Annotated in this window: 24 protein-coding genes and 1 pseudogene; 9 read left to right on the top strand and 16 right to left on the bottom strand. The window is 46.7% G+C overall.

Going from position 1 to position 23505, the window contains the following annotated elements; genetic code table 11:
• Window positions 1-4: 4 nt before the first annotated feature.
• Window positions 5-844: a phosphate/phosphite/phosphonate ABC transporter substrate-binding protein gene (locus GXP65_RS07930; RefSeq protein WP_240334980.1), complete on the bottom strand. Its 840-nt coding sequence runs from the start codon at window positions 842-844 to the stop codon at window positions 5-7.
• 251 nt (window positions 845-1095) lie between these two features.
• On the opposite strand from GXP65_RS07930, the gene GXP65_RS07925 reads away from it, so the two are divergent.
• Both GXP65_RS07925 and GXP65_RS07920 read left to right on the top strand, forming a co-directional pair.
• Entirely contained in the window at window positions 1096-1425 is a 330-nt protein-coding gene (locus tag GXP65_RS07925) for a hypothetical protein (RefSeq protein WP_038891793.1), read from the top strand.
• 13 nt (window positions 1426-1438) lie between these two features.
• Entirely contained in the window at window positions 1439-1933 is a 495-nt protein-coding gene (locus GXP65_RS07920; protein WP_162092536.1) for a GNAT family N-acetyltransferase, read from the top strand.
• 74 nt (window positions 1934-2007) lie between these two features.
• Here GXP65_RS07920 and cydX read toward each other — a convergent pair whose 3' ends face one another.
• The 9 genes from cydX to GXP65_RS07875 form a co-directional block, all read right to left on the bottom strand.
• Window positions 2008-2115, bottom strand: coding sequence for a cytochrome bd-I oxidase subunit CydX (cydX, locus tag GXP65_RS07915; protein ID WP_162092483.1), 108 nt, complete (start codon window positions 2113-2115; stop codon window positions 2008-2010).
• 10 nt (window positions 2116-2125) lie between these two features.
• Window positions 2126-3133 (bottom strand): cytochrome d ubiquinol oxidase subunit II, encoded by a 1008-nt coding sequence (gene cydB / locus GXP65_RS07910; RefSeq protein WP_162092482.1) that lies wholly within the window; start codon window positions 3131-3133, stop codon window positions 2126-2128.
• Between the two features lie 9 nt (window positions 3134-3142).
• Window positions 3143-4738: a cytochrome ubiquinol oxidase subunit I gene (locus GXP65_RS07905; RefSeq protein WP_162092481.1), complete on the bottom strand. Its 1596-nt coding sequence runs from the start codon at window positions 4736-4738 to the stop codon at window positions 3143-3145.
• 88 nt (window positions 4739-4826) lie between these two features.
• A complete protein-coding gene (locus tag GXP65_RS07900; protein WP_162092480.1) occupies window positions 4827-5426 on the bottom strand; it encodes a DoxX family protein in 600 nt (199 codons plus the stop codon).
• Between the two features lie 11 nt (window positions 5427-5437).
• The gene (locus tag GXP65_RS07895) at window positions 5438-6154 is read right to left on the bottom strand and encodes a putative DNA-binding domain-containing protein (protein ID WP_162092479.1); all 717 of its coding nucleotides are present in this window, start codon (window positions 6152-6154) and stop codon (window positions 5438-5440) included.
• Entirely contained in the window at window positions 6147-7013 is an 867-nt protein-coding gene (locus GXP65_RS07890) for a DUF692 domain-containing protein (RefSeq protein WP_162092478.1), read from the bottom strand. The genes GXP65_RS07895 and GXP65_RS07890 overlap by 8 nt, the downstream gene beginning before the upstream one ends.
• Window positions 7001-7315 carry a hypothetical protein gene (locus GXP65_RS07885; protein WP_045416000.1) on the bottom strand — a complete coding sequence of 105 codons (315 nt, stop codon included), beginning with the start codon at window positions 7313-7315 and terminating at the stop codon, window positions 7001-7003. Before GXP65_RS07885 ends, GXP65_RS07890 begins: the two co-directional genes overlap by 13 nt.
• Window positions 7305-8261 (bottom strand): MBL fold metallo-hydrolase, encoded by a 957-nt coding sequence (locus GXP65_RS07880; RefSeq protein ID WP_005429413.1) that lies wholly within the window; start codon window positions 8259-8261, stop codon window positions 7305-7307. The genes GXP65_RS07885 and GXP65_RS07880 overlap by 11 nt, the downstream gene beginning before the upstream one ends.
• Before the next feature lie 265 nt (window positions 8262-8526).
• On the bottom strand, window positions 8527-9201 hold the full coding sequence (locus GXP65_RS07875; RefSeq protein WP_162092477.1) for a hypothetical protein: 675 nt from the start codon (window positions 9199-9201) through the stop codon (window positions 8527-8529).
• 168 nt (window positions 9202-9369) lie between these two features.
• Between GXP65_RS07875 and GXP65_RS07870 the strand changes: the two genes are divergently transcribed.
• From GXP65_RS07870 to GXP65_RS07845, 6 genes are all read left to right on the top strand, one after another.
• The gene (locus GXP65_RS07870) at window positions 9370-10170 is read left to right on the top strand and encodes a PhzF family phenazine biosynthesis isomerase (protein WP_162092476.1); all 801 of its coding nucleotides are present in this window, start codon (window positions 9370-9372) and stop codon (window positions 10168-10170) included.
• Window positions 10171-10174: 4 nt separating this feature from the next.
• The gene (locus tag GXP65_RS07865) at window positions 10175-10594 is read left to right on the top strand and encodes a VOC family protein (protein WP_162092475.1); all 420 of its coding nucleotides are present in this window, start codon (window positions 10175-10177) and stop codon (window positions 10592-10594) included.
• A 233-nt stretch (window positions 10595-10827) separates the two neighbouring features.
• The gene (locus tag GXP65_RS07860) at window positions 10828-12501 is read left to right on the top strand and encodes an LruC domain-containing protein (protein WP_162092474.1); all 1674 of its coding nucleotides are present in this window, start codon (window positions 10828-10830) and stop codon (window positions 12499-12501) included.
• Between the two features lie 13 nt (window positions 12502-12514).
• Complete coding sequence (locus tag GXP65_RS07855) at window positions 12515-12973, top strand: hypothetical protein (protein ID WP_045383836.1); 459 nt, start codon at window positions 12515-12517, stop codon at window positions 12971-12973.
• A gap of 205 nt (window positions 12974-13178) precedes the next feature.
• A complete protein-coding gene (locus GXP65_RS07850; protein WP_077262760.1) occupies window positions 13179-14783 on the top strand; it encodes an ABC-F family ATPase in 1605 nt (534 codons plus the stop codon).
• 171 nt (window positions 14784-14954) lie between these two features.
• Window positions 14955-15386 (top strand): VF530 family DNA-binding protein, encoded by a 432-nt coding sequence (locus GXP65_RS07845; protein ID WP_005436283.1) that lies wholly within the window; start codon window positions 14955-14957, stop codon window positions 15384-15386.
• Between the two features lie 172 nt (window positions 15387-15558).
• On the opposite strand, the gene GXP65_RS07840 is transcribed toward GXP65_RS07845, so the two are convergent.
• From GXP65_RS07840 to GXP65_RS07825, 4 genes and pseudogenes are all read right to left on the bottom strand, one after another.
• Complete coding sequence (locus tag GXP65_RS07840) at window positions 15559-15990, bottom strand: DUF2000 domain-containing protein (RefSeq protein WP_162092473.1); 432 nt, start codon at window positions 15988-15990, stop codon at window positions 15559-15561.
• Between the two features lie 216 nt (window positions 15991-16206).
• Window positions 16207-16329: pseudogene (locus GXP65_RS07835) on the bottom strand (enoyl-CoA hydratase/isomerase family protein); the annotation flags it as partial.
• A 16-nt stretch (window positions 16330-16345) separates the two neighbouring features.
• On the bottom strand, window positions 16346-16696 hold the full coding sequence (locus GXP65_RS07830; RefSeq protein ID WP_162092472.1) for a rhodanese-like domain-containing protein: 351 nt from the start codon (window positions 16694-16696) through the stop codon (window positions 16346-16348).
• Window positions 16697-16804: 108 nt separating this feature from the next.
• Entirely contained in the window at window positions 16805-17416 is a 612-nt protein-coding gene (locus GXP65_RS07825) for a LysE family translocator (RefSeq protein WP_162092471.1), read from the bottom strand.
• Between the two features lie 103 nt (window positions 17417-17519).
• Here GXP65_RS07825 and GXP65_RS07820 point away from each other — a divergent pair, with 103 nt between their 5' ends.
• Entirely contained in the window at window positions 17520-18386 is an 867-nt protein-coding gene (locus tag GXP65_RS07820) for a LysR family transcriptional regulator (RefSeq protein ID WP_162092470.1), read from the top strand.
• Window positions 18387-18453: 67 nt separating this feature from the next.
• Here the strand turns inward: GXP65_RS07820 and GXP65_RS07815 are convergent, their stop codons facing one another.
• Window positions 18454-20934: a GH92 family glycosyl hydrolase gene (locus GXP65_RS07815; RefSeq protein ID WP_162092469.1), complete on the bottom strand. Its 2481-nt coding sequence runs from the start codon at window positions 20932-20934 to the stop codon at window positions 18454-18456.
• An 89-nt stretch (window positions 20935-21023) separates the two neighbouring features.
• The gene (locus tag GXP65_RS07810) at window positions 21024-23480 is read right to left on the bottom strand and encodes a GH92 family glycosyl hydrolase (RefSeq protein WP_162092468.1); all 2457 of its coding nucleotides are present in this window, start codon (window positions 23478-23480) and stop codon (window positions 21024-21026) included.
• Window positions 23481-23505: the final 25 nt, after the last annotated feature.

Below are 23505 nucleotides of genomic sequence, written 5' to 3'. Positions count from 1 at the left end.
TCTCTCATAACGAAATGCCTAATTGAACAACGTCATTCCAATCTTTGTCTTCGGCATGCTGAAAACCTTTGATGTTCAATAGATGAAAACTAACTTGTGCCTTTGCATCTCGATTAAGAGTCTCAATGCTATTTTGCAATGCTTCGCGAGTTTCTGTCACGACGGAGTGTGAAACCGCGATAGCGTGGGGTGTATAGGGGGCTGTCTTGTAAAGTATCTTAAGCTGATTTCTTACGCTTTCATTTAAACTATGAAATGTTCTCGAAACCCCTCCTCCAGCTTGATATAAACCTTTGGCTACACCTAGATAGACGGAGTCATGCGAACCGACGTATTTGGTATCAAAGACAATGCCTTTTTGGGTCAATTCAGACTGGTTAATGATAGAGGCAGCGAAGGCACGCGGTGCGGGGAAGGCTATGGTTTGTTGCTGCAGATCTTGTAAGTCACCTTTCCAGTCGGCTTTGGTGACCAAAATACCGGTGATCTTTTTGTCTTTGGCATGCGCAATCGCGGCGTATCCCGGCGTTTGATTCACCAAAGTAAAATGATAAGGATTCATGTAAGCTACATCATACTCACCCGCGGCTAAACGTTTTTCAAAAGTAGGGATATCGCGTGCGGTAGCAAATTTGAGTTCAACACCCGCCAATTCCCCCCATCGGTCAAGCAAGGGTTGCCATTGCTCGGCGAGTTTGGCCGCTGATTGTTGTGGCACGACACCAAATATTAGCTGCGGTTTAGCCATCAGCTTAGGTGGCAATATGAGCACAAGTAGACAGATAACAATTGGAAAAACGCTCAAAACTCTACACATTTTGTGGCGATAGATATTTGATACCATCAAGCCCCCTAAAAATAATGCCAGTCATTAAGCCTGTACTTTTTGTTATTTAATAAGGATAGGCAACAATGCGGTTAGTGACTCATTTTCTTGTTAGAGAAAGGCCGGTGGGGCGGCAAATTACCCTTTATCTTCTATTTGAACTCTCTGTTTATATGTGTGATTTATATCGAGTTTAGATTTATAACTAATTGAATAAGTTGGTTATTTTAATAGTCTTGCAAGACTTAAATTGCATAGTAGAAGAACGGATGTTTTTACTTATCTCAATATTGGCTGGGTTAGCAGCACTCGTTTGGTTTTACCGAGAAGGGCAGGTTATCGGTTTAAACCGAATTCTCGGTATGCTTTATTTCATTGCGTACACTGTTGTGTATTTGTACGTCCCACCATTCCTTGAGGTTGGTCATCAATATATAGGTAAAACCTACGAGCTTGTCCCAATCGTTTGTTTTTACTTTATTTTGCAACCGGATCCTGAAGAGGCATCGGTAGAGCAAAAGGCCATGACATTCTTCGCATGGTGTGGATTGCTATTCATCACTTGCTTCTTGTTGTATTTCAAAATGAATGTTTGGTGAGAAAAATATGCCGATGCAAATAGTTAAAGCCAACCTCAGCCATTTAGAAGCGTTTGAGCAGTATGTAGAAAAGTGTGCTCAGGCGGGAATGGAAATGTACGTCGCCGCCCAAAGCGATAGTGAAGCGCTTTTGAAAAAACGAATTAGATACTCAAAGGGCGAAGGTTTACCGGAAGGTTGGACGCCGTCCTCGACATACTTCTGTATCGAAGAAGGGGTGATACTTGGTTCGATTCGAGTTCGTGAAGGGAACAACGATTACCTTGAAAATGTGATAGGGCATATTGGTTACGAAACTGCGCCAGATGCTCAAGGTAAAGGCATCGCCACATTGATGTTGAATTGGGTGAAAACCGAGGTCGTTGAGGAATCTGCAATCGTAACTTGTGATGTGGGCAATATCGCATCAAGACGCGTGATCGAAAAAGCGGGTGGCGAGTTCCTCAATACGTTTTATTCAGAACAAGATAAATACGAAGTGCGCCGCTATCGATTGTCGGCAGAGTAAATCATTGAGATGAACAAACGCCCTCGTGATTGAGGACGTTTGTTATTGAGAATGTTCCATTCTGAAGTGAGAACCTAGAACTCTTCCTCTTCAAAGCGTCCTTTGTTCTCTAGCCATAAACCATTGATGACGCCAAAGGCGCAGGCGAGTAACACGCCAAGTACCCAACACATGTACCACATACTTGCCTCCTTAATAGAGCGATGAGCTGTTGCTGCGGATGTAGTTGTTATCCAAACGTCCGAACATTTTGTAGTAACACCATGCGGTGTAGCCCAGAATCACAGGTACAACGATGATGGCAACGATAGAGATAATGCCGAGCGTTTTCTCACTCGATGTCGCATCCCATAACGTTAGGCTGTGTGATGGGTTGATGCTTGATGGCATGATCATCGGGAACAAGGTGACGCCTGCAGTTAAGATGATGCAAGCAATCGCGATGCTCGACATAGTGAACGCCACCCCAGCACGGCGAGAGACTGTTGCCCAAAAGCACACCAGTAAACTCGTTACCGCAGTGAATGGAATCAACCAAAGTTGCGGCATTTCGCTGAAGTTATGCAATAAATCACCCGCGCCCCACAACGTGATGTTTTGTGCTCGAGTGCGTAGCTCATGTTTGGTTTTCATTTGAAGGAAAGCAGCACCTTGTGTCACCACCATGGTAAAGCTCACCAAGCCACACAGAATTGGGAATGGAGTAAGCAAGTCAAAGAACCCACCTTGATAATCGAGCATCAGCAAGTTGTTTAACTCGAACGGTACGCCGACTAACAAGTTACCGAAGCCAACCCCAAAGATAATCGGTGGAATCACACCGCTGATGAACAAGGCGATATCACATGCGTTGCGCCATTGCGGATTATCGATTTTAGCTCGGTAATCCATACCGATAGGACGCAACCAAAGGGATGCGAGCACTAACAGCATGGCAATGTAGAAGCCGGAGAACGCTGCGGCGTATACCAAGGGCCATATCGCGAAGATGGCACCGCCAGCGGTGATCAGCCAAACTTGGTTGCCGTCCCAGTGTGGCGCGATAGCATTAAGCATTACGCGGCGTTCTAGGTTCTTTTTCCCCATAACAGGGAGCAGCGCGGCTACCCCCATATCGAATCCGTCGCTGATGGTAAAGCCAATCAACAGCACACCAACGATCGCCCAAGTAAATAGGCGTAGGTTTTCGTAATCAAACATAGTGCCTCCTTAGTGCTGATCAATCAGTTTGAATGTGTCGGATTGTTTGTCTTTTTCGTTGTTTTCTTCATGGTAATAGCGACCCGTTTTAAGCACGCTTGGTCCACGTTTGGCAAACTTCACCATCAAGAACATTTCTACAATTAAGAACGCAGTGTAGAGCACATAAACAAAGCCGAGCGAAATCCAAATGTCACTTGGTGCGAGGTTAGATACTGCCATATTGACCGGAAGCACCTCACCAATTGCCCATGGCTGACGTCCGTATTCGGCAACGAACCAACCTGCTTCACAGGCTATGAAAGGCAATGGAATCGCCCATAGTGCCGCTCTCAATAACCAAGGGCTCGAACCCAATTTTCTGCGGCAGACTTGGACGAAAGACAAACCGATAATGGCGAACATCAATACCCCACAAGCCACCATGATTCGGAAGCTCCAGAATAGCGGTGCCACTTGAGGAATCGTGTCTTGCGCCGCTTGCTTGATTTGGCTTTCGGTCGCGTCGGTGACGTTATCGGTGTATTTCTTCAAGAGTAGGCTGTAGCCGAGGTCTTTCTTCATCTCATCGAATTGAGCGATGTTTTCAGGACTGTCGTTACCTGCGCGAAGTTCCTCTAGCATGTCGTAAGCTTGGATACCATCGCGGATACGATCTTCGTTCTGTGCCATCAGATCGCGTAAGCCCATCACTGGTTCATCCAGCGAGCGAGTTGCGATGATCCCCATTAGATATGGAATCTTAATGGCGTAGTCGGTTTCCATAGTTTCTTGGTTTGGTAAGCCAAATAGCGTGAACGAGGCGGGTGCTTCTTCGGTGTGCCACTCGGACTCAATCGCCGCGAGTTTTACCTGTTGCACGTCACCAAGCTCGTAACCCGATTCATCTCCCAGCATTAATGTCGACACAATCGCAGCCATGCCAAATGCGGACGCCACCGCAAACGAACGGCGAGCGAACGAGATATCTCGACCTTTGAGTAAGTAGTAAGCACTGATGCCCATCACAAACAAAGCACCTGTGGTGTAACCGGCAGCCACGGTATGAACAAACTTCACTTGCGTGACGGGGTTAAACACCACATCAGCAAAGTTGATCATCTCCATTCGCATGGTTTGGTAATTGAATTCTGCGCCGACTGGGTTTTGCATCCAGCCATTCGCCATCAAAATCCACAACCCAGAGAAGTTAGAACCTAGCGCTGTCAGCCAAGTGACCGACAAGTGTTGGCGTTTTGACAATCGATCCCAACCGAAGAAGAACATGCCGACTAAGGTGGATTCGAGGAAGAAGGCAATCAAGGCTTCGATGGCAAGTGGCGCCCCGAAAATATCGCCCACATAGTGAGAGTAATACGCCCAGTTGGTACCAAATTGAAACTCCATGGTAAGACCGGTCGCGACGCCCACGGCGAAGTTAATCCCGAATAATTTACCCCAGAACTTGGTCATGTCCTTGTAGATGGTTTTTCCCGTCATGACGTACAAAGACTCCATAACGGCCAGCAAGAAAGACAAACCTATGGTCAGTGGGACGAATATAAAGTGATAGAGTGCGGTACTAGCGAACTGAAACCGCGACAGATCAACGACATCTGCAAACATAAGGACTCCTTCCCGCTACCAGAGTAGCGGGTTAGATAAGGTTATTATTAGTCTGTTTAATTAAGCGTTAAGAGTTGGGACGCTTGAGTTACGCTTTTGCTGGTGTGCGAGAGAAAGGTTTTCTCAACCAGTAATCCAAGCTTACGTAGCGACCACCGCCGTAGAAGAACAGCACCAGCAACATCACAAAGTAGGTGGCTGCGAACTCCATACCGTTGTTGAGCATTACTGGGTCACCCAATTCGGTGATGTAGTTGTATCGACCTGGGAAGTTGGTTGCTAACCATTCAATAAAGCCGTTCAAACGCACTGTTGCTTCCATGCTGCCAGTGGCGATGGCATCCCAACCGTGTTTCCAGTGCACCATTGCGCTCGCAACGCTCATCAAGAAAATCATTGGAATCGACATCACTCGGGTAAACAAACCCAATGCGATACAAATACAGCCAAGCACTTCCGTACCTGCGGCAAGAAACGCTAACAACTCGGGAAATGGTAAGTTCAAACCGCCATCTGCGGTGGACGCGCCAAACCACGCGACGGTGCCAGAGAAACCCAGCACCTTAGAGCGAGCGCCAACAAAAATGACCGGAATGAGGTAGAGACGAATCGCAAGCAACGCTAAGTAATCGTATCTTTTGCATTTCTCGACGAGACCGTCGAACCAATTGAGGGCTGACTTAATCATAATTTTTCTCCTTAAGGGCGGACGTTGACGAGTCCTAGTTCACTGAAGTGTTGAGCCCACTCCATGAAACTGAATCTGGCGAGTTGCTGAGCAATCATTTGTTGTAGTTGCGCCAGAGTCAGATTTGGTTGCTGTTGTAATAGCTGAATCAATGCGACATCCACTTCTCTGAGCTTTTGCGATATCACATGATGCTGTGAGTTCCTAAACACGCCATAAAACACAGGGTGACGCCTGTCAGTTAGGAAAGTCACGGAGTCTTGATGCAGCAAGAAAGGCACTTCGAGCAGCTTTAATGTTGGGTTGAGTTGCAGCACTTGGTTCTCTTCGAATATCGGATTCGGTGAAGAAGTGAATGCCGCGACTAAGGTGTCAATTTCTACATTGAACGCCACCCATTCATATTCCAACAACGCCATCTGGTCGGCAGAAATAGAGCTGGAGTCTTGATGCGCTTTCTGCTGCAAAAATTGAACAAACTCGGTGGCAATATGATGAAACTCAGGCTCAGATGCGCCATGCATCACCACAAAGTCATCCACCATGCGTTCAAGTTGTTCATCAGCGAACTGCGAAGAAAATAGAGGGAACGTATTCGCAACGACACCCAAGATGTTGTCGCGGATAAATTCGCTATATCGACACAGCGCATGCTGATTCATAGGCGTGCGAATCAGAGCCGTTAGAGACTCGGTTTGCGCGCGCATTTTGCTCGGAGGATTAAGCATTGAGCACCTCCTTACACAACACTTCGAGTGTTTGGCTGAAATCCAAGATCTCGCCATGAATGCTGCGAAGCTCTTCAGCCAGAACAAGCAGCGACGGCACATTGTGGTCGCGTTCAAGCAGCAAAGGCTTGCTGCCATGCACCGAGTAGGTGTAACGAGCCAGATCAATCACTTCATCAGGTACGGGCTTACCATGGGTATCGAGCAAGAAGTCATCACGCTCTTTCAAGTGACCCGCAATGTGGTAATAACGAATCGCCTCGCTTGGTAAAGTGCTCAGCATGTCGTAAGGGCAGAAATGATGATTTCGGCTGTTGACGAACACATTGTTGATGTCGATAAGCAGCTCACATCCACTTCGGTCACTCACTTCAGCGATAAACTCGCCCTCTGGCATTTCATGTCCGTAATCGTGGTAGTAAGAGATATTCTCTAACGCCAATGGACGCTGAATAATGTCTTGCACGCGTTGAATGCGTTCGACCAAATACGGAATGTTCTCTTTATGTCGAGGGATCGGAAGCAGTTCATACAAATAGCCCTGATTGTCTCTAGAGAAACTCAGATGTTCGCTATAGATGTCGATATTAAATTCATCGAGAAAGCGTGCGACGTCTCGTACAAAAGACTCGTTTAACGGTTGGCAATCACCAATCGATAAGCTCAAGCCATGAGCGACAAGCGGATAATATTGAGCAATGTCTTGCAGTTGTTCACGTTTCAAGCCGCCAATATTCATCCAGTTTTCCGGTGCCAATTCGAGGAAATCGATATCTGGGTGCTCGGGCAACTGACACAGCAAATCAACGTGTTCGCTGCGCAGCCCAATCCCTTTTGATGTGTCGGTTATTGTCCGCATACCCCACCTGTGATTTTGCTTTTGGTTAATTTGATGGTTTCAGCCGAAGGGTTAATACCTTCACCTGTTACACCACATTTGCCGTCACGAGCGCGTACCAAGCGACCTTGTGGATCGTTCTTTAGTTCTTGTTTCTCAAAGCGTTTCTCTGTACCACATTTACCAGCCGCACACTTACCGCCATGTTGAGAGCTGGATTGAGCCTCTACGGGAGCTTCTGTGGGTGCATCGGCAAACGCCATGCCTGAGTTCAAAGTAATGACAGACGTCATCGCGATAGATAGAGCGAGTTTATTGTTCATGAGACATCTCCTTCGCTGCGCTCATTGGGTAGCTAGATAAGTCGTGTCCAGCGATAACTTGACCGTGGTAGTACTCTTTGACGATCTTGATGGAAGCGGGTTTGAGTTTTAGACCTAAGCCCATCCAGTGGTTAAGCACCAAGAGTTTTGGATTCACTTCTGCGGCGATCTTGCCGACAACCGATGGCTTAGCGTGCATAAATGACGAGACTTCGTCGGCTTCTTCATGAATAGCTAATGGCATCAATAAAATGTCTGCACCTTTAGCGAAGTCGATGAAGTCAGGGTTACTGCCGTTTTGGTCGGCGGAAATTACCATCACGCCTTCGGCACTTTCGATTCGGAAAGCGAGACAAGGTACGTCACCGTGCGGGATGCCGAGAGCGTAAATGGTCAACCCATCTTGCTCGTACACCTTGGTGCCTTGGGAAGTTTTGTATGGCACATCAGTAATGGTGACTGGGAACAAGCCATCGCTGCCATCAAATAAACCGTTCAGATATGCGTAAGCGCCTTCATCACCGTCGAAAAGCGCTTTCATGTAACCGGTTAAGCTAGGAAATGCAGAGCCTGCTTCTGGACCCGCGATATCAAGGGGATCTTGACGGTCAAAGAAGTAGCCACCTTTTAATAAGGCAGGAACGTCGGCGACGTGGTCGGTGTGAAAGTGGCTTAAACCAAGGAAGTCTAAGTCTTCCAGTTTGCCGCCCGCCTGACCAAAACGCAGATAGACACCGCCACCGGCATCGATCATCACGCGTGATTTTCCTTTCCACCAAATCAGTTCACCAGACGATGCACGAAGGTCATCAGAGATAGGTCCACCGGATCCGAGTAGCTGCAAAGTAAAATCTTTTTCGAGCGGTTCGACAGTTAATGCGTAACAGTTGGCTGCGCCTAAGGATAACCCTAGAGCCAGCACTAACGCTTTTAAAGGCTGTTTCATATTGAACACCTATGAGTTTGATTTTTCTTATTTATTTTCTTTGGGTGAGCATCCAAAGAAGTGTTGAAGAGGCAGGAAAAACGATTTGTTTTTGATGTCCGTCAAAGCACGGGAATAAGATATCCAATATGAATGGTTAATTATATCTAGTAATTTTAAAGTTTCGTTCAGGTAAATTGAACGTTATTGGTTTGAGCTGAACAAGCTTCAGAATGTAAAAAGGCACCGCAAAGGGTGCCTTTTGTTTGTCTTCCAACTCAAGCTGCTAAAGGCTTAGAGGAGTAAAGTGTTTTCTTACGATGTATTTGAGATGACGGTTGGTCGCTTCAATGATCTCGAATTCAGCTCCTTTGTAAGAGATGACTTTTCCTTCTGTCAGGTCATATTCGACAGGAACAGTAAATGCTCCTCTGATCATGTTATTAGTGAACTCACGGTACATGAAGTTCACTTTTGAGCCATGTTTACCCGTGTAAATCATTTCTTTAAATTGGGAGTCAGCGCCTTCCACTGTTCTTGGTTTGATTGAAACGGGTGCATTTTCGTCGGTACAGAAATACAAAACGTCATAATTGCAGAGAGTGTTGTTGGTTTTGTCTAGGTAGATATTAGTTTTATGCAGAGTAAAGCCTGAATCCATCCCTGCCGTAGGTGAGAGCGCCATGTACTCGTCATATCGGCTTGCATCCGCCACTTTTACGTAGGTACCGATTTCCATCGTAAGCAAGCCACCCTTCAGATCAAGTGGGGTGTGCACGCTAAATGAATCTTTAGTTTGTGCGTAGCTGTATTCGACAATTGGTTCGCCCAATGATTTTGTTGTTACAAGGCCTACATCTGGCGCATCAATTGATTGAATTTGACCGTAGTAGGGTTTGCTCGCACAACCTGAAAGAGCCAATGCTGCAAATGAAATAATGATTAACAAGATTTTCTTCATGGTATTCTCTTCGCCTTTTAATTTATATGGTGCATTGTACTGTTAATTATTTTTATGTAAATAGTATGGTGTACTTTATTTATTAGAGTTAATGAAGCAATTCACTAATTGGGATTTGCTCAACAAGTGAGAGTTGATACATTAGTGCTTTCAAAAAATGGAGGCATCATGGATCTCGATATCTACCAAGTGGACTCTTTCACCACCGAACCTTTCAAAGGAAACCCTGCTGGAGTTTGCCTCTCACAAGAACCGTTACCAGAGGCATTGATGTTCTCTATCGCTGAAGAAATGGCGGTATCAGAAACCGCTTTTCTCTGTTTGAAAGACATGCGGCTGCGTTGGTTCACACCTAAAGTAGAAGTGGCGCTGTGCGGTCATGGCACATTAGCCACAGCGCAAATCTTAAAAGAACAAGGATTAGCGAAGGTTGGCGATACCATTGCCTTTCAAACTCTCTCTGGTGAGCTTCATGCAAAAGTAAACGAGTTGACAATTGAGCTCGATTTTCCTTCGACTCATCTTGAAATGGATGTTGAGCAAGACGCTGCGTTGCTAGCGGCACTTGGATTGAAAGCAGAGCAGGTGGTTTCTTACGCTCAGTTTGACAGCAAAGGCTTTATTGAAGTCGACAGTGAACAAACCGTGTTGGAACTCGAGCCTAACTTTGACGCACTAAAGAACATTCAAGGGCGTGGTGTGGTGGTAACTGCTCAATCGAAATCCCCGGATCTCGACTTTATCTCGCGTTACTTCGCTCCTTGGGTGGGCGTGAACGAAGATCCTGTTACAGGCTCAGCCCACTGCGCACTGACTCAGTTTTGGTCGCAAAAACTCGGTCAAAATCAGTTCCGTGCCTATCAAGCCTCAGCCCGCGGTGGTCATTTACAAACCGAACTGCTTGAAAACGGACGAATTAAACTGATTGGCTCTGCAAAGACGGTAATCAGCGGAAAACTAAAGGTATAACGCGATGAAACAATCCATTATCCATATTGCTTTGGTCGTAAAAGATTACGATGAAGCGATTGATTTCTATGTGAATAAGCTGAAGTTTGAGCTGGTGGAAGATACTTACCAACCAGAGCAAGATAAGCGCTGGGTTGTGGTTTCTCCACCGGGTTCTAATGGTGTGACACTATTGCTAGCCAAAGCGTCTAAGCCAGAGCAGCATGACTTTATCGGTAACCAAACCGGTGGACGTGTATTCCTATTTTTGAATACCGATGACTTCTGGCGTGATTACAACCGAATGGTAGAGCAGGGTATTAAGTTTGTTCGCCCGCCAGCGGAGCAAGACTACGGCACAGTTGCGGTATTTGAAGATCTCTATGGCAACCTGTGGGACTTGTTAGAGATGAGCCCAAGCCACCCAATGGCGTCGCGTCCATAGATTCATATAAATTGATATTAACAGCGTCTCTCCGGGCGCTTTTTTGTTTCAGGTATCCGCTTGTTTTAGCTCTTTCCTTACTTCTCATTATGCTTCACTTTGCCTATCAGCTTAATTCTCAAAATGATAATAATATAATAGATAATGTAAGATATTGATTTAAATGGTAGTTAACCCGGCATCATATTTGCGTTAACCCTCTACGACCAATGATTCAGTTATGAGGGGATAACATGAAAGTAGGGAAACTGATTGCGCTGACAAGTTGCTGCGTGTCGATGTCTGGATACGCGCTCACTACCAGTGATTTATCGTTCGAATCAGGCAGCGACAACTCAAACTACACCATTAAAGGCAAGCCTTTAGAGACAACATCCATTGCGGACTCTTTACCTCAGGATACGCTCTCGAATGTGTATTCGATGCTTCCAGAAGCCACGTACGTTAACAGTGCGTTTATCGCACCGGAGCGTTATTCAAATATCGATATCGATGACGAACTTGATGGTGCTGAATACGCAACTGCGTCTGTAACTTTCCTAAACGAAGGGGCCGGATATCGAAATACCCTCGGATATTTTGTTTATGACACAGATAACCCGCCAGCGACCAAAGATGATATTGCCGCTCACATAGTGATTTTCCCTAATACGTCTAAAGCTCCTGACGGTGATATGCAAGAAGGGGACACGATCAACCTAGATGTACAACTCACTGCAGGCCAAACGCTAGCGTTCTTCTTGATTCCAAATGGTTGGTATGTGAGTACTTATAACAACATTCCGCACCTTGGCCCTTGGAATACCCCTTTTTACAGTTTATCCAGTCTAAACCCAGAAGCGACTGCAGATTATCGTAGGCACAATGTAGCGTTCCTAGATACTGAGAATGAATTCCTCGTTTTGGGGTTTGAGGATATTCAACGCCCCAGTGGAGACAACGATTTTAATGACCTAATTTTTACTGTTGATGTGACACCTTTCTCGGCAGTTGATGGTGTGAATCCGGATGGCACCACTGACTCGAAATACGAAGTTCTTGTTCAAGAAAATGACCCTGAAGTGACTGTGACCTCGGTTTATCCAAGTTCCGACACTTACGCGACGATGGCATTCGAAGATCGTTGGCCTTTGATGGGTGACTACGACTTTAACGATGTAGTGTGGCGTTATCGTGTGACGGAACTATTGAACGGTCAACGTGAACTGAAAACCATTACGGTCGATTACACGCTTCAAGCAATGGGGGCTGGGTTCTCGAATGGTTTCGCAGTCAAGCTCCCTAATGTCGATCCAAGCAATCTTGCTTCTGTCACTCTGACTCGAAATGATGTCGCGGTGGAACATACCGTTCTTCAGTCGGGCAGCGAAGCAGTATTAATCGTTTCCGATAACTTGCGTGATGATTTGAATGATGTTGGCGTTCTTTCGCAGAGCTGTACTTATTATCGAACCCAGACAAGTTGTTTAGCTCAACAAAATGCTGGCGTTTTACAGTACCAATTAACGGTTGAAATGACCACTCCAGTCTCTCGAGACAGCATAGGCTATCCCCCATACGACTCGTTTATTTTCGCGGCTGACGACACCTATCATGGTGACTTTACTGCAACCCCACCGGGTATGACTTGGCAAACGCACTTTAAGCAATTTGGAGGCACAAACGCGATGAACAGTAGTTTCTTCAGGATGCATGATGATGACACATGGGGTGCAGAGTATTTCTTAACAAATAACAACATGCCTTGGGCGATAAACATTCGCGACGAATGGGATCACCCTGTTGAGCAGACCGATATCAGCAACGCCTACGCCAGTTTTTCTACATGGGTGACCAATAACGGAGAAACTGATACAGATTGGTATAGCGTGCCAGCAAGTGGCAAAGCCATCTCAGCAACGGAATAGAAAGGAGCATCGCATGAATATCTTCACAAGGCTGCTAACCATTATCTTTGTCTCATTGCTTGCCGTTGCCTGTGGAGGTGGTGACGGAGGCGGTGGAGGTTCTTCAACTCCTGCTCCTGAGGCATCGGATGATCCTATTAAAGGAACCCAAGATATTGTCGCACAGAGAGATTTTTCCTTTGATGTTGGTGAGACGATTACTCTCTCAATGAACTACCTAGGCTCTGTTGATGGAGCACTGCATCTGTATACCAAAGCAGCATTTACCGCAGAGAACGGCGATCAGATTGGTGACCCTTTGTCGCGCATCACAACTGTTTACCCGACCCGAACCAATCAGGTTAAGTTAGAGGTGAATGGTAATTGGACCAAGTTGTACGCGCAATGGGTGCCAATGAGCGCCAGTGAATCTGAGAAGAATTGGGTGATTTCGTTGAATCAATCCAACAACCATTACCATCTCGATTTTTAATCCAAGATGTCGTTAATAAGCAAAGCGTGGTTCAAGCCGCGCTTTATTTTTGATAAAAATCCTTCGCAACATTAGCGTGATCTATATCACCTATTGAGCGAATCAGATAGAATGGCGGCCACTTTCAATATGCCCTTGTCTCACCGTATCTCGAAAGTGAATTAACAAACTGTTATTTAAAGAAATTTCCTTCGAGGACGCCGCTATCATTAGTACAAACAATATCACCATGCAATTTGGTGCCGAGCCACTGTTCGAAAATATCTCTGCTAAATTTGGCAACGGTAACCGTTATGGTCTGATTGGCGCAAACGGCTGTGGTAAATCGACATTTATGAAAATCCTGAGCGGAGCACTAACGCCAAGCTCGGGCAACGTTTCTATTACTCCGGGGCTGAAACTGGGCGTATTGAGCCAAGATCAGTTTGCGTTCGAGCAATACAGCGTGATTGACGCTGTGATCATGGGCGACCGCAAGCTTTGGGAAGTGAAGCAGGAACGTGACCGCATCTACTCATTGCCTGAAATGAGTGAAGAAGATGGTATGAAAGTCGCTGAGCTTGAAAGTGAGTTCGCAGAAATGGACGGCTACACAGCAGAAAGCCGTGCTGGCGATATTTTGCTTCAAGCGGGTATTGAAGAAGAACTGCATTTTGGTTTGATGCAACAAGTTGCTCCGGGCTGGAAACTGCGTGTGCTTTTGGCGCAAGCCCTGTTTGCAAACCCTGATATCTTGTTGCTCGACGAACCAACCAACAACTTGGACATCCACACCATCAACTGGTTGGCAGAAGAGTTGAACCAACGTAAATGTACGATGATCATCATCTCGCACGACCGTCACTTCTTAAACTCTGTGTGTACTCACATGGCAGATATCGATTACGGCGAACTGCGCATTTACCCTGGCAACTATGAATACTTCCTTGAGGCATCTGGTCTTCGTCGGGAGCAGTTACTGGCTTCTAACGCGAAGAAAACCGCTGAAATCAATGAACTTCAAGAATTCGTAAACCGTTTTGGTGCGAATGCATCGAAAGCAAAACAAGCCAGTTCTCGCGCGAAGAAGATGGAAAAAATCCAACTCGATGAAGTGAAAGCAAGTAGCCGTGTTAGCCCATCGATTGATTTCGGTGAGGGTAAAAAACTGCATCGCTTAGCGTTGGAACTGCAAGACCTTGGTCACTCGTTTGGTGATGAATTGTTGTTTGAAAAAGGCAATTTGTTACTTGAAGCGGGCACTCGCCTTGCGATCATTGGTGAAAACGGTGTGGGTAAAACGACCTTGCTGCGTTGTCTAGTGAACGAACTCGAGCAAACTCAAGGCGTAGTAAAATGGTCTGAAAACGCTTCGATTGGTTACTGCCCACAGGACAGCAGTGCAGATTTTGATAATGATCTGACCATCTTTGAGTGGATCTCGCAGTGGCGTACCGTGAAGCACAATGACCTAATGGTGCGTGGCATTCTAGGTCGTTTGTTATTTACTGCTGACGACGCCAATAAAAAAGCGAAAAACTGCTCGGGTGGTGAGAAGAACCGCCTGCTGTTTGGTAAGCTAATGATGCAAGACATCAACGTGCTGATCATGGATGAGCCAACCAACCACATGGATATGGAAGCCATCGAAGCACTGAACAGCGCATTAAAAGACTTCACTGGTACTTTGATCTTCGTTAGTCATGACCGTGAGTTCGTATCATCTTTGGCGACGTCGATCATTGATGTGAAAGACAAACAGCTAGTGAGTTTCCAAGGTACGTTTGAAGAGTACATGGCACATCAGCAAAAAGTGTTGAGTGCCGCGTAACCAACGTAGCTAAGCCATATAATTTTGAACAAGCCAAGAAGATATACCTGTTAAACAGAGACTTTGATGGCTTGTTCACTATGATGAATTAATCTAAACCTAATAAAGGTAAGGTGGTGAGTACCATGTTCACTATCCATAATTAAGGAGCCGTTCATGAGCCATGAATTTATGACCGACGAAGAACGTATTGAACTGCAGAAGAACAACCCACTGCACGGTCTAAAATTGGAAGACATGTTGCAACAGCTTGTTGACCATTACGGTTGGGAAATCCTCGACACAGCAATGCGTATGAACTGTTTTAACACTAAGCCAAGCATTGCGAGCAGTGTTAAATACCTGAAGAAAACAGAATGGGCTCGCGAGCGTGTAGAAAACTTCTACCTATACCGTTACAAGCGCATGCCAAAGGCGTCTGAATACGAGTACAACCTTCCACCACGTGCACGTACGTTCCGTCATGGATTGGAGCCGCGTGAGCCAATGGAACTGACGGTTGAATCGATCCTGGCTTCACAAGCGAAGGCAGCATCTGCCCACAAAGAGCGTTCAGCAAAGCAACGCTCAGATCGTGCTCGTTTTAACAACCGCCGTCGATAAGCTTTCAGCTCTCTTGTGCTTGTAGGCTTGATGCCTAGGTACAAGAATAATTTTGATGAAAAGCCAAACTATCCAGTTTGGCTTTTTTGTTGTGTCTCTGAGGCGACATTGCTAGCTCGACTTCCTATTAAGAACCATTTGGTTAGGGAACAAGGAAGCTGAGCTCTATGTGTTAGCGATACAAGCTGAACTTCTTGGTCAATTCTCGAAGAGTTTCAGTCTCGCCGAACAAACAAATACCCAAGTATTCTAATTCTGCTTCCAGCGTGTTTTTGGTGGTTTGCTGTTGAACCTCAGAGCCGCCTTCTACCATTGTGTGAGTAAAATCGGAGAAGGGGATACTTTTGTCGAGTGCTTCTTGGCGAAGTTTTCTGATTTTGTTGGAGTTATCCGATCTCAAGACGATAAACGGATAGTGCGAGATATTTGGATGAACATTGCCGTCGAGGTCGTGGTAGTCGGTGTAGACTGCGTCGCCATCAGAAAGTTGATTCGCAAGGCTTACACTCAAGTGTCCTACTACGTTAACGGCGCGTCCCACTTCGACTTTTTTACTGATTACGGCAACAAATCGTTTTTGGTTTTCGTTGGGAAGTTGATTCATGGAGGACCTCGTTTCTCTAATGATCTGGCTATTGTTTAACTGTCTCCATTGTATTTCTTCGCGCGCGCAATTTTGTTTCTAACATTGCTGTCGAAAAGCCAAGTTTGCAATAAACGAATGATTTAATCGTTTTTCATGCAATAAGATTTCCCGAGTTTGCAAATAGACAAGGCACCAACGGAGTGTCGGTGCCTTAGGTCGAGGATGAACCAAGTTCTATTGTTTGTTTAGCTCTGCCGCGGTATCCACAAAGATGCCTTGGATGTCTTTCGCTTCACGTTCTGTTTGACCACCATGTTTTAGGAACGCGTCGATGATCGCCGCGGTTTTTTGCTCTTTTACGGCGACTTAGTCGTTACTTCGATTTTTGCATCTCAACTAAGCCACCCGCGTTATGAAGGTTGGTAAACCCTTGTGATTGCAGGTACTGATACGCTTGCCCTGAGCGATTACCACTGCGGCAGTAGAGCACGATTTGCGTGTCTTTATCGACATTAGCAAAGTGTTTATCTAACTCTGAAAGCGGGAAGTTAACTGCATTGTCCAAGTGACCATCGGCAAACTCTTGTGGCGTGCGTACATCGACAATCATTGCGCCTTGCTCGATCCATTGCCAACCCTGCTCTGCACGTTCAGAAGCTAATACCGGTGGTGCGGTGAAAGCTAAGCTCAAACAAGTGAATACAATCGGAAGTAATTTTTTCATTTAGTTCCTTTCCTCAAGGTCAATTGCCCTTAATCGTTCTGATGAAGATTATACGTGCGATTATCAAACTTCGATGTGGCATCAGTCGAAATGTCGTAACTCAGCGTGTTATGACTTTAATCCTAACATGGCGCCAAACACCAATAACCCAGCGCCACAAGCTTGATTCAACCTATGTTTCACGCGCAGTAATAAGCTCTGTAATCGCGGTGAGGTAAACAAGATGGCAACCATAGAAAACCACATCCCGTGTAGCGCAATCATGTAGACACCGTAACCTAAAGCTAGGTGCTTTGATGCTGCATTCGGGTCGATGACTTGGCTAAAGATACTCAAGAAGAACAACATGGTTTTTGGGTTAAGCACATTGCACAAAAAGCCTTGGAAAAAGAACTGCCAAATGGAGATGCTTTGTTGTGTTTCCCCCTCTATCTTCTGCTGAGAGTCAGCCCCAAAAATCCCTTTTAATCCTAGATAGATCAGATAAGCCGCACCGAGGTAGCGAATCAAACTGAACAACCATTCGTTCTGTGAGATTAAGTAACTGATACCAAGCAATGAATAGGTAATGTGCACCGAAATCGCAAGACTAATGCCCACGGCACTCCAAATCCCCGCTCGTCTACCATTGTTGAGGCTATTCCTAAGAACCAATACAAAATCGGCTCCGGGACTGATGACAATGAGTATGCCTAATAAGGCAAGGCTGAAAAGCTCCATGATGTTTCCTGTTTCTTCGTTGTTATGAATGGGGCAATTGTAGGTCGAGAGTCCGGAGACTATAATCGAAACAAATTCTGCTAAGTGTGAGAAAAAATCACAGATGAGGCATCTTAAATCCTTCCATGTTTTCCATGTCGCGGCATCTTCTGCGAGTTTTAGTGAAGCAGCAAACAAGCTCAATATTACGCATGGCGCAGTGAGTAAACAGATCAAAGTGTTGGAAACCTATCTGGCTCAACCTCTGTTCTACAAACAGGGGCGCAATATGTTGCTCACTAAAGAGGGGGAGATGCTGAAAAGCTACACCGAGCAAGCATTTCAAGCGCTGGAAACTGGCGTGAGCAAGCTGGCGCAGGAGAAGCACCAATACCTTGAAGTCTCTTGTGAGCCAACGTTAACTATGCGTTGGTTGATGCCAAGGCTTTCCGCGTTTAATGATGGTTGTGACGCAGATGTTCGTCTTTCGACTGCTGGAGGCCCGGTAACGCTCGGCTCGACAGGGCTTGCTATGGCGATTCGTCGAGATGACTTTGAGCCTTTGTATCACTACCCAAAAACCAAGTTAGTGGAAGAGTGGGTGGGTCCCGTGTTTTCTCCGGACTACTGGCAGCAAGTGAAAAGTGATTTGAACTCTGTGAAGCTATTACACAGCCAAACCAGACCTGAAGCATGGCAAGAATGGATGCCGCGCTCTGGTGAAGCGTCGATGAATGGCAAAGCAGAACAGTCTTTCGCACATTTCTATTTCTGCATTCAAGCTGCAGTCGACGGCTTAGGCGCGGCGATGGGCTCTTATCCTCTAGTGATGGACGACCTCGAACGCGGCAACCTTGTTGCGCCATTTGGTTTTGTGTCGTCAGGGCATGACTATGTCTTATTGACTCAAGACAAAGCACGTTCTGAACTGGAACAAAAATTTGTCCATTGGCTGCAAAACCAAATGGTGGAGTGTGTGCCCAATAACTAAGAATTTTTTGAAAACAAAAGGCCAGCTCTCGCGAACTGACCTTTGAAGAGGGAAGAGTGATAGAGGCTTATTGAGGCGCTTTCATCGCTTCAGATTGCTCGCCCGTCATCACGAAGTGCAACTCACCACCCGGTTTGAACTCGGAATGGTCGAAGAAGAAACCGTTATCCAAAGCTTTGCCATTGATGGTGACAGACTTGATGTACATGTTGCCATCGGCGTTGTTCTCTGTGGTGATGGTGAACGTGCCGCCTTTCACCGGAATCACTGCTTTGTCGAATAGCGGGCGACCCACAGTGTAGATAGGTTCTGCTGCGTTCACTTGGTAGAAGCCTAATGCAGACATCACATACCAAGCGGACATGGCGCCCACGTCTTCGTTACCAATGACGCCTTCTGGCGCTGCAAAGTACATGTCATCCAGAATGTGGTCGACGACTTGTTGCGTCTTCCATGGTTCTGCGGTCCAGTTGAATAGGTAAGGAATGTGGTGCGAAGGCTCGTTACCAAACGCAACTTGACCAATCAAACCAGACATATCCGGTGTTTCTGTGCCTTGGCTTTCTGCGGTGAAGGTTGCTTCTAGGTTTTTCTGGAACTCAGCATCGCCACCCATGATGGTTTTTAAGCCCGCGATGTCATGCGGTACAAACCAAGTCCACTGCCACGCGTTACCTTCGGTGTAGTTGCCTGTCTCGTGTTCTGTGCCGTATGGGTCGAATGGCGTCATGAAGGTTTCATCAATCATCACTGGGCGCATAAAGCCCGTTACGCCATGCTCTGCGTATTCCGTCGGGTTGTAATCGAAGTACTTTTTGTAGCCTTTTGAGCGTTCAAGGTATTGCTCTTCCGCTTGAGTATCACCGGCTGCTTTGGCAATTTGTGCGATAGCCCAATCGTAGAACGCATTTTCCAGACCGTAAGAAACAGACTCAACCGTGTAGTCTTCGAATACTGGCTCACCATCGATACGTTGGATGGCAGGCGTGAAGCCGTTTTTCTCAATGTAATCGATGTGCTTGGTTAAAGTGCGATCCAATACGCCCTGATCCCAATCGGCTTGCAGTGCCGGGTAGTTGTCGTAAGTCGAAGAGTCGATTGCGGCTTTCAGTGCCAATTCTTTCTCTTGTTGAGTAAACTCTTCTGGGAATTTGGTCATCGCATCCGCAATCACTGCTACCGCTGGGTAGCCAACCATGGTGCCAGTTTCGTCACCTAAGTGTTCCCACTTCGGTAGCAAGCCGCTTTCAGTGTACTTCTGAACTAGGTTCTTCGCGTACTGCACCGCGCGGGTTGGTTCAGTGATGGTTTTTAGTGGGTGCAACGCACGTTGGGTATCCCATAGAGAGTAAACCGAGAAGTTTGGCTGTTCTTCTGTTGCTTGACCATAAGCGATGGAGTATTCCCCTTCGCCTTCACGAATTGAGCCTTTGCCCATGCCTCGGAATCGACCATCTACGTCTTGATGCACCATCGGCGCAATCTTGGTGTGGTAAAGCGCAGTGTAGAAGATCTCTTTCTGATCTTCGGTGCCCCCTTCGATAGAGAAGTTGAGCGCTTTTGCCCATTTCTCACGTGCGTTGCTGCGCGCTGTATCGAAAGAGACATTGGCTTCGGCATCGTAGTTGTTTTCTGCACCTTGTGGGTCAACCGCAGATAACGCCACTTGAGCATTCAACTCTTGTGAACCTTCATCTTCAAATTCGATGTAGGCCGTGACGTCCGCTTTGACACGTTTGATGGCATTACCTTCATCATCGTAAATCAATTCAGAAACGTGCTCTGCCGTTAGGCCGTCAACAGGTTCGCCATTGGCAAGGATGTAGACGTCTTTGATCTTCTTATCGAAAGTCGCATAGAAGAAGACTTTTTGGTTTTTCGCCCAACCAGAGAAGTGCGCTGCATCACGCTCACCCGTGATGGTATGACCGTCTTCGCTCACCGTCAGTTTGTTGCGCAGAGAGGTTGAACCCCAGTCGCTGTTTAGGATGGAGTTGAGGTCAATCTTCAAACGTTGTGGTTGACCTTGCGGGTAGGTGTAACGATGGAAGCCGACACGTTCAGAAGCAGTAAGCTCAGCTTTGATGCCGTTTTCTGCAATCTTCACAGAGTAGTAACCTGCTTCTGCCACTTCAGAGGTTTTGTCCATCTTGACCGAAATCGCTTCTCGGTAGTCGTCGCTGTCTTCGATGTATTTAGCTTTATCTTCGGTAAACGGTAGGAACAGAATGTCACCTAAGCCGCCCATACCCGTGCCGGATAGGTGAGTGTGGGAGAAGCCAAACAGGGTCTTTTTATCGAAGTGGTAACCTGATGAAGAGTGCCAGCCGATCAACTCGGTATCTGGAGAAAGTTGCACCATGCCTTCTGGCACAACAGGACCCGGGAAGGTGTGTCCGTTAAAGCCTGTTCCAATGAATGGATCGACGTATTTGAGGTTGGAAGTATCGACGCTTGGTGAGGTGTTATCGTCGTCATTGTTGCAGCCAGCCAAACCAATAGCACTTGCAATCACAGCGGTGGCGATAGCGGTTTTCGTAAAGTTCATAATCTTGATTCCTTAGGCAGGAAGCGCGTCACTTCCTGCCACTGAGTTAATCTATCTGCTTATTCTTTAAACACGAATTACATAAAACGTTACTGAGCTTGAAGCGCTTCTTGCTTGTCACCCGTCATGACGAAGTGAAGCTCACCGCCTGCTTTGATTTCGCTGTGTTTGAAGGTGAAGTTGGCATCCAGCGGTTTGCCGTTGATGGTTACAGACTTCACGTACTTGTTGTGTGGGCTGTTATTGTCTGCGATGACTGTGAACTCGCCACCTTCCACTGGAATGGTGATTTCATCAAACATAGGACGACCGATGGTGTAGACCGGATCCGCAGGCGTCACTTGGTAGAAGCCCATTGCCGACATCAAGTACCAAGAGCTCATCTGACCCACGTCTTCGTTACCAATCAAACCAGTTGGCTCGCTGGTGTACATCTTTGACATGATGCGGTCTAGGTACTCTTGCGCTTTCCATGGCTCATCCGTTAGCGCGTATAGATAAGGAATGTGGTGTGATGGCTCGTTACCGTGCATGTACTGACCGATGTAACCCGTTAGGTCTGGCAGCTCTTCGCCTGTGTTTGAAGAACGCGCGTTGAATAGCTCGTCCAAGTCTTCACGGAACGCTTTCTCTGGCGTGGTGTCTTTGCCTTGCGCCAAGTCTGCTTGGTAGATTTCTTGTTTCAGACGATTGAAATCGTGCATTGGTTGGAACTTCCATTGCCACGCGTTCCCTTCGGTGTAGGCAAACTCGTCCACGTAGTAAGGGTCAAATGGTAGCAGTGGGCATTTCTCTTTCATCACGCCTGAGCCTTCAGGCCATTCAACCATTTCACACTCATCCAAACGCTCTTCATCAATTGGTTGGTTGAACTCCAAAGGCGGTTTGTTTGGTGATGAGCTTAGCGGGTGGTTTTTCGGACGTAAGAAGCCCGTCTCTGCATCCCAATGGTTAAGCCAGTTGTCCGCACGAGTCATAAACTCTTCTTGCAGTTTTACATCGCCAGCCATGCGTGCGATTTCTGCCATTGCCCAGTCACCGTAAGCAAACTCAAGCGTGTAAGACGCACTGTTCCAGTAGCCGTGATGAACAAAGCCGTTTTCTTCGTACACCTTCACTTGCACAACGTTTGCTGCGCCGATGTTGTTGTCTTCCGTCCAATCTGGGAATTCAGACGCCTCGTGGTAACGCACCGTAAACTCAGCCGCTTCTTTGGCAAGTTGTGGGTCGATGTCTAAGCCTTTTGCCATCGCGTCAGCAATGATAGAAACCGCAGGGAAGCCGATCATAGTGCCCGTGTAGTGGCTGTGCAGTTCCCATTTCGGCAAGATGCCACCGTCTTCGTATTTACGAATCAGGTCGTTGGCAAACTCTTCGGCACGTTCTGGGTCGATGATGGTTTTCAGTGGGTGCGCTGCACGGAAAGTATCCCACATGGAGTACACAGAGTAGTTTGGTGTGTCGCCCGCGTCTTTTTGAATGCGAGTACGCATCGCAGGGTATTGGCCGTCGACATCTTGGAAAATCATTGGCGCGATAGAAGCATGGTAAAGCGCAGTGTAGAAGATCTCTTTCTGATCTTCCGTGCCGCCAGATACCATCATACGGCTAAGCTCTTGGTGCCATGCATCGTTGGCTTGAGCGCGCGCAGTATCAAATGACACGTCTTTTGCTTCTGCTTCTAGGTTTTTCTCCGCACCTTCTGTGCCTGTTGGTGACAAGCCTACTTGGATTTCTAGCGGTGTTGATGATGGTGCGAATTCTAGGTAAGCGATGGTTTTCACTGCGTCGATGTTGTCGTTGTTTACATCGATTTCCGTTTCTGCGCCGTCAACCAAAGCAATGGCTTTGACGATAGGTTGGTTGAAGGTGGCGTAGAAGTAGACGTGCTGGTTGTTCGCCCAGCCATTCGAGCTACGTAAACCGCGAATGGTGTAAGCGTCGATGAACTCTAAATCACCCTTCATGGTGCGGTTGTTGAAGTGACCTTTGTTGAGGGTGTGGTCTAAATCGAACTTGATGTGTGGCGTAGTGCCTTCTTTGAAGGTATAGCGGTGGAAGCCAACACGTTGCGTGGTAGTTAACTCAGCTTTGATTTCGCCTTTGTTCAGTTCAACTGCGTAGTAGCCCGCTTCTGCGGTTTCGTTGTCTTTGTCGAAGGTGTTGAAAACGGCGTTTTCTTTCTTGGTGAAAGGCAGTACTAAGATGTCACCAAGGTCAGTGATGCCTGTGCCAGAAAGGTGAGTGTGGGAGAAGCCATACACTGGGATTTCAGTCAGCTTGCCGTGGTCGAAGTAACCGGCAGCAGAGCCCCAGCCTTCCATTTCGGTATCAGGAGAAAGTTGCACTAAACCGTAAGGCACAACCGCCCCTGGGAAGGTGTGACCGTCTGCACCTGTACCAATCAATGGATTGACGTATTGAGTTAGTGTGGTATCGAGGGAGGGGGTTCCAGATTTGCTGTTGTCGTCATCACTGTTACAACCAGCAAGACCAAACATGGCAGCGAGTATAGCGGTAGAGATAAGGGTTCTTTTTAGTTTCATTTTTATGGTTCCACTGAAGTGAAGT

The sequence above is a fragment of the Vibrio sp. LB10LO1 genome, assembly GCF_010092875.1.
Taxonomy (GTDB): Bacteria; Pseudomonadota; Gammaproteobacteria; order Enterobacterales; family Vibrionaceae; genus Vibrio; species Vibrio campbellii.
This window is presented reverse-complemented; position numbering and strand designations above follow the sequence as displayed.

What these genes read in the sequence shown, in the direction of transcription:
- GXP65_RS07865 (WP_162092475.1), top strand. Translation starts at nt 10,175, where the DNA reads ATGAAACAATCCATTATCCATATTGCTTTGGTCGTAAAAGATTACGAT.
- GXP65_RS07900 (WP_162092480.1), bottom strand. Translation starts at nt 5,426, where the DNA reads ATGATTAAGTCAGCCCTCAATTGGTTCGACGGTCTCGTCGAGAAATGC.
- GXP65_RS07820 (WP_162092470.1), top strand. Translation starts at nt 17,520, where the DNA reads ATGAGGCATCTTAAATCCTTCCATGTTTTCCATGTCGCGGCATCTTCT.
- GXP65_RS07860 (WP_162092474.1), top strand. Translation starts at nt 10,828, where the DNA reads ATGAAAGTAGGGAAACTGATTGCGCTGACAAGTTGCTGCGTGTCGATG.
- GXP65_RS07815 (WP_162092469.1), bottom strand. Translation starts at nt 20,934, where the DNA reads ATGAACTTTACGAAAACCGCTATCGCCACCGCTGTGATTGCAAGTGCT.
- GXP65_RS07905 (WP_162092481.1), bottom strand. Translation starts at nt 4,738, where the DNA reads ATGTTTGCAGATGTCGTTGATCTGTCGCGGTTTCAGTTCGCTAGTACC.
- GXP65_RS07840 (WP_162092473.1), bottom strand. Translation starts at nt 15,990, where the DNA reads ATGAATCAACTTCCCAACGAAAACCAAAAACGATTTGTTGCCGTAATC.
- GXP65_RS07920 (WP_162092536.1), top strand. Translation starts at nt 1,439, where the DNA reads ATGCAAATAGTTAAAGCCAACCTCAGCCATTTAGAAGCGTTTGAGCAG.
- GXP65_RS07810 (WP_162092468.1), bottom strand. Translation starts at nt 23,480, where the DNA reads ATGAAACTAAAAAGAACCCTTATCTCTACCGCTATACTCGCTGCCATG.
- GXP65_RS07880 (WP_005429413.1), bottom strand. Translation starts at nt 8,261, where the DNA reads ATGAAACAGCCTTTAAAAGCGTTAGTGCTGGCTCTAGGGTTATCCTTA.
- cydX (WP_162092483.1), bottom strand. Translation starts at nt 2,115, where the DNA reads ATGTGGTACATGTGTTGGGTACTTGGCGTGTTACTCGCCTGCGCCTTT.
- cydB (WP_162092482.1), bottom strand. Translation starts at nt 3,133, where the DNA reads ATGTTTGATTACGAAAACCTACGCCTATTTACTTGGGCGATCGTTGGT.
- GXP65_RS07855 (WP_045383836.1), top strand. Translation starts at nt 12,515, where the DNA reads ATGAATATCTTCACAAGGCTGCTAACCATTATCTTTGTCTCATTGCTT.
- GXP65_RS07845 (WP_005436283.1), top strand. Translation starts at nt 14,955, where the DNA reads ATGACCGACGAAGAACGTATTGAACTGCAGAAGAACAACCCACTGCAC.
- GXP65_RS07875 (WP_162092477.1), bottom strand. Translation starts at nt 9,201, where the DNA reads ATGAAGAAAATCTTGTTAATCATTATTTCATTTGCAGCATTGGCTCTT.
- GXP65_RS07825 (WP_162092471.1), bottom strand. Translation starts at nt 17,416, where the DNA reads ATGGAGCTTTTCAGCCTTGCCTTATTAGGCATACTCATTGTCATCAGT.
- GXP65_RS07870 (WP_162092476.1), top strand. Translation starts at nt 9,370, where the DNA reads ATGGATCTCGATATCTACCAAGTGGACTCTTTCACCACCGAACCTTTC.
- GXP65_RS07890 (WP_162092478.1), bottom strand. Translation starts at nt 7,013, where the DNA reads ATGCGGACAATAACCGACACATCAAAAGGGATTGGGCTGCGCAGCGAA.
- GXP65_RS07895 (WP_162092479.1), bottom strand. Translation starts at nt 6,154, where the DNA reads ATGCTTAATCCTCCGAGCAAAATGCGCGCGCAAACCGAGTCTCTAACG.
- GXP65_RS07885 (WP_045416000.1), bottom strand. Translation starts at nt 7,315, where the DNA reads ATGAACAATAAACTCGCTCTATCTATCGCGATGACGTCTGTCATTACT.
- GXP65_RS07830 (WP_162092472.1), bottom strand. Translation starts at nt 16,696, where the DNA reads ATGAAAAAATTACTTCCGATTGTATTCACTTGTTTGAGCTTAGCTTTC.
- GXP65_RS07925 (WP_038891793.1), top strand. Translation starts at nt 1,096, where the DNA reads ATGTTTTTACTTATCTCAATATTGGCTGGGTTAGCAGCACTCGTTTGG.
- GXP65_RS07930 (WP_240334980.1), bottom strand. Translation starts at nt 844, where the DNA reads ATGGTATCAAATATCTATCGCCACAAAATGTGTAGAGTTTTGAGCGTT.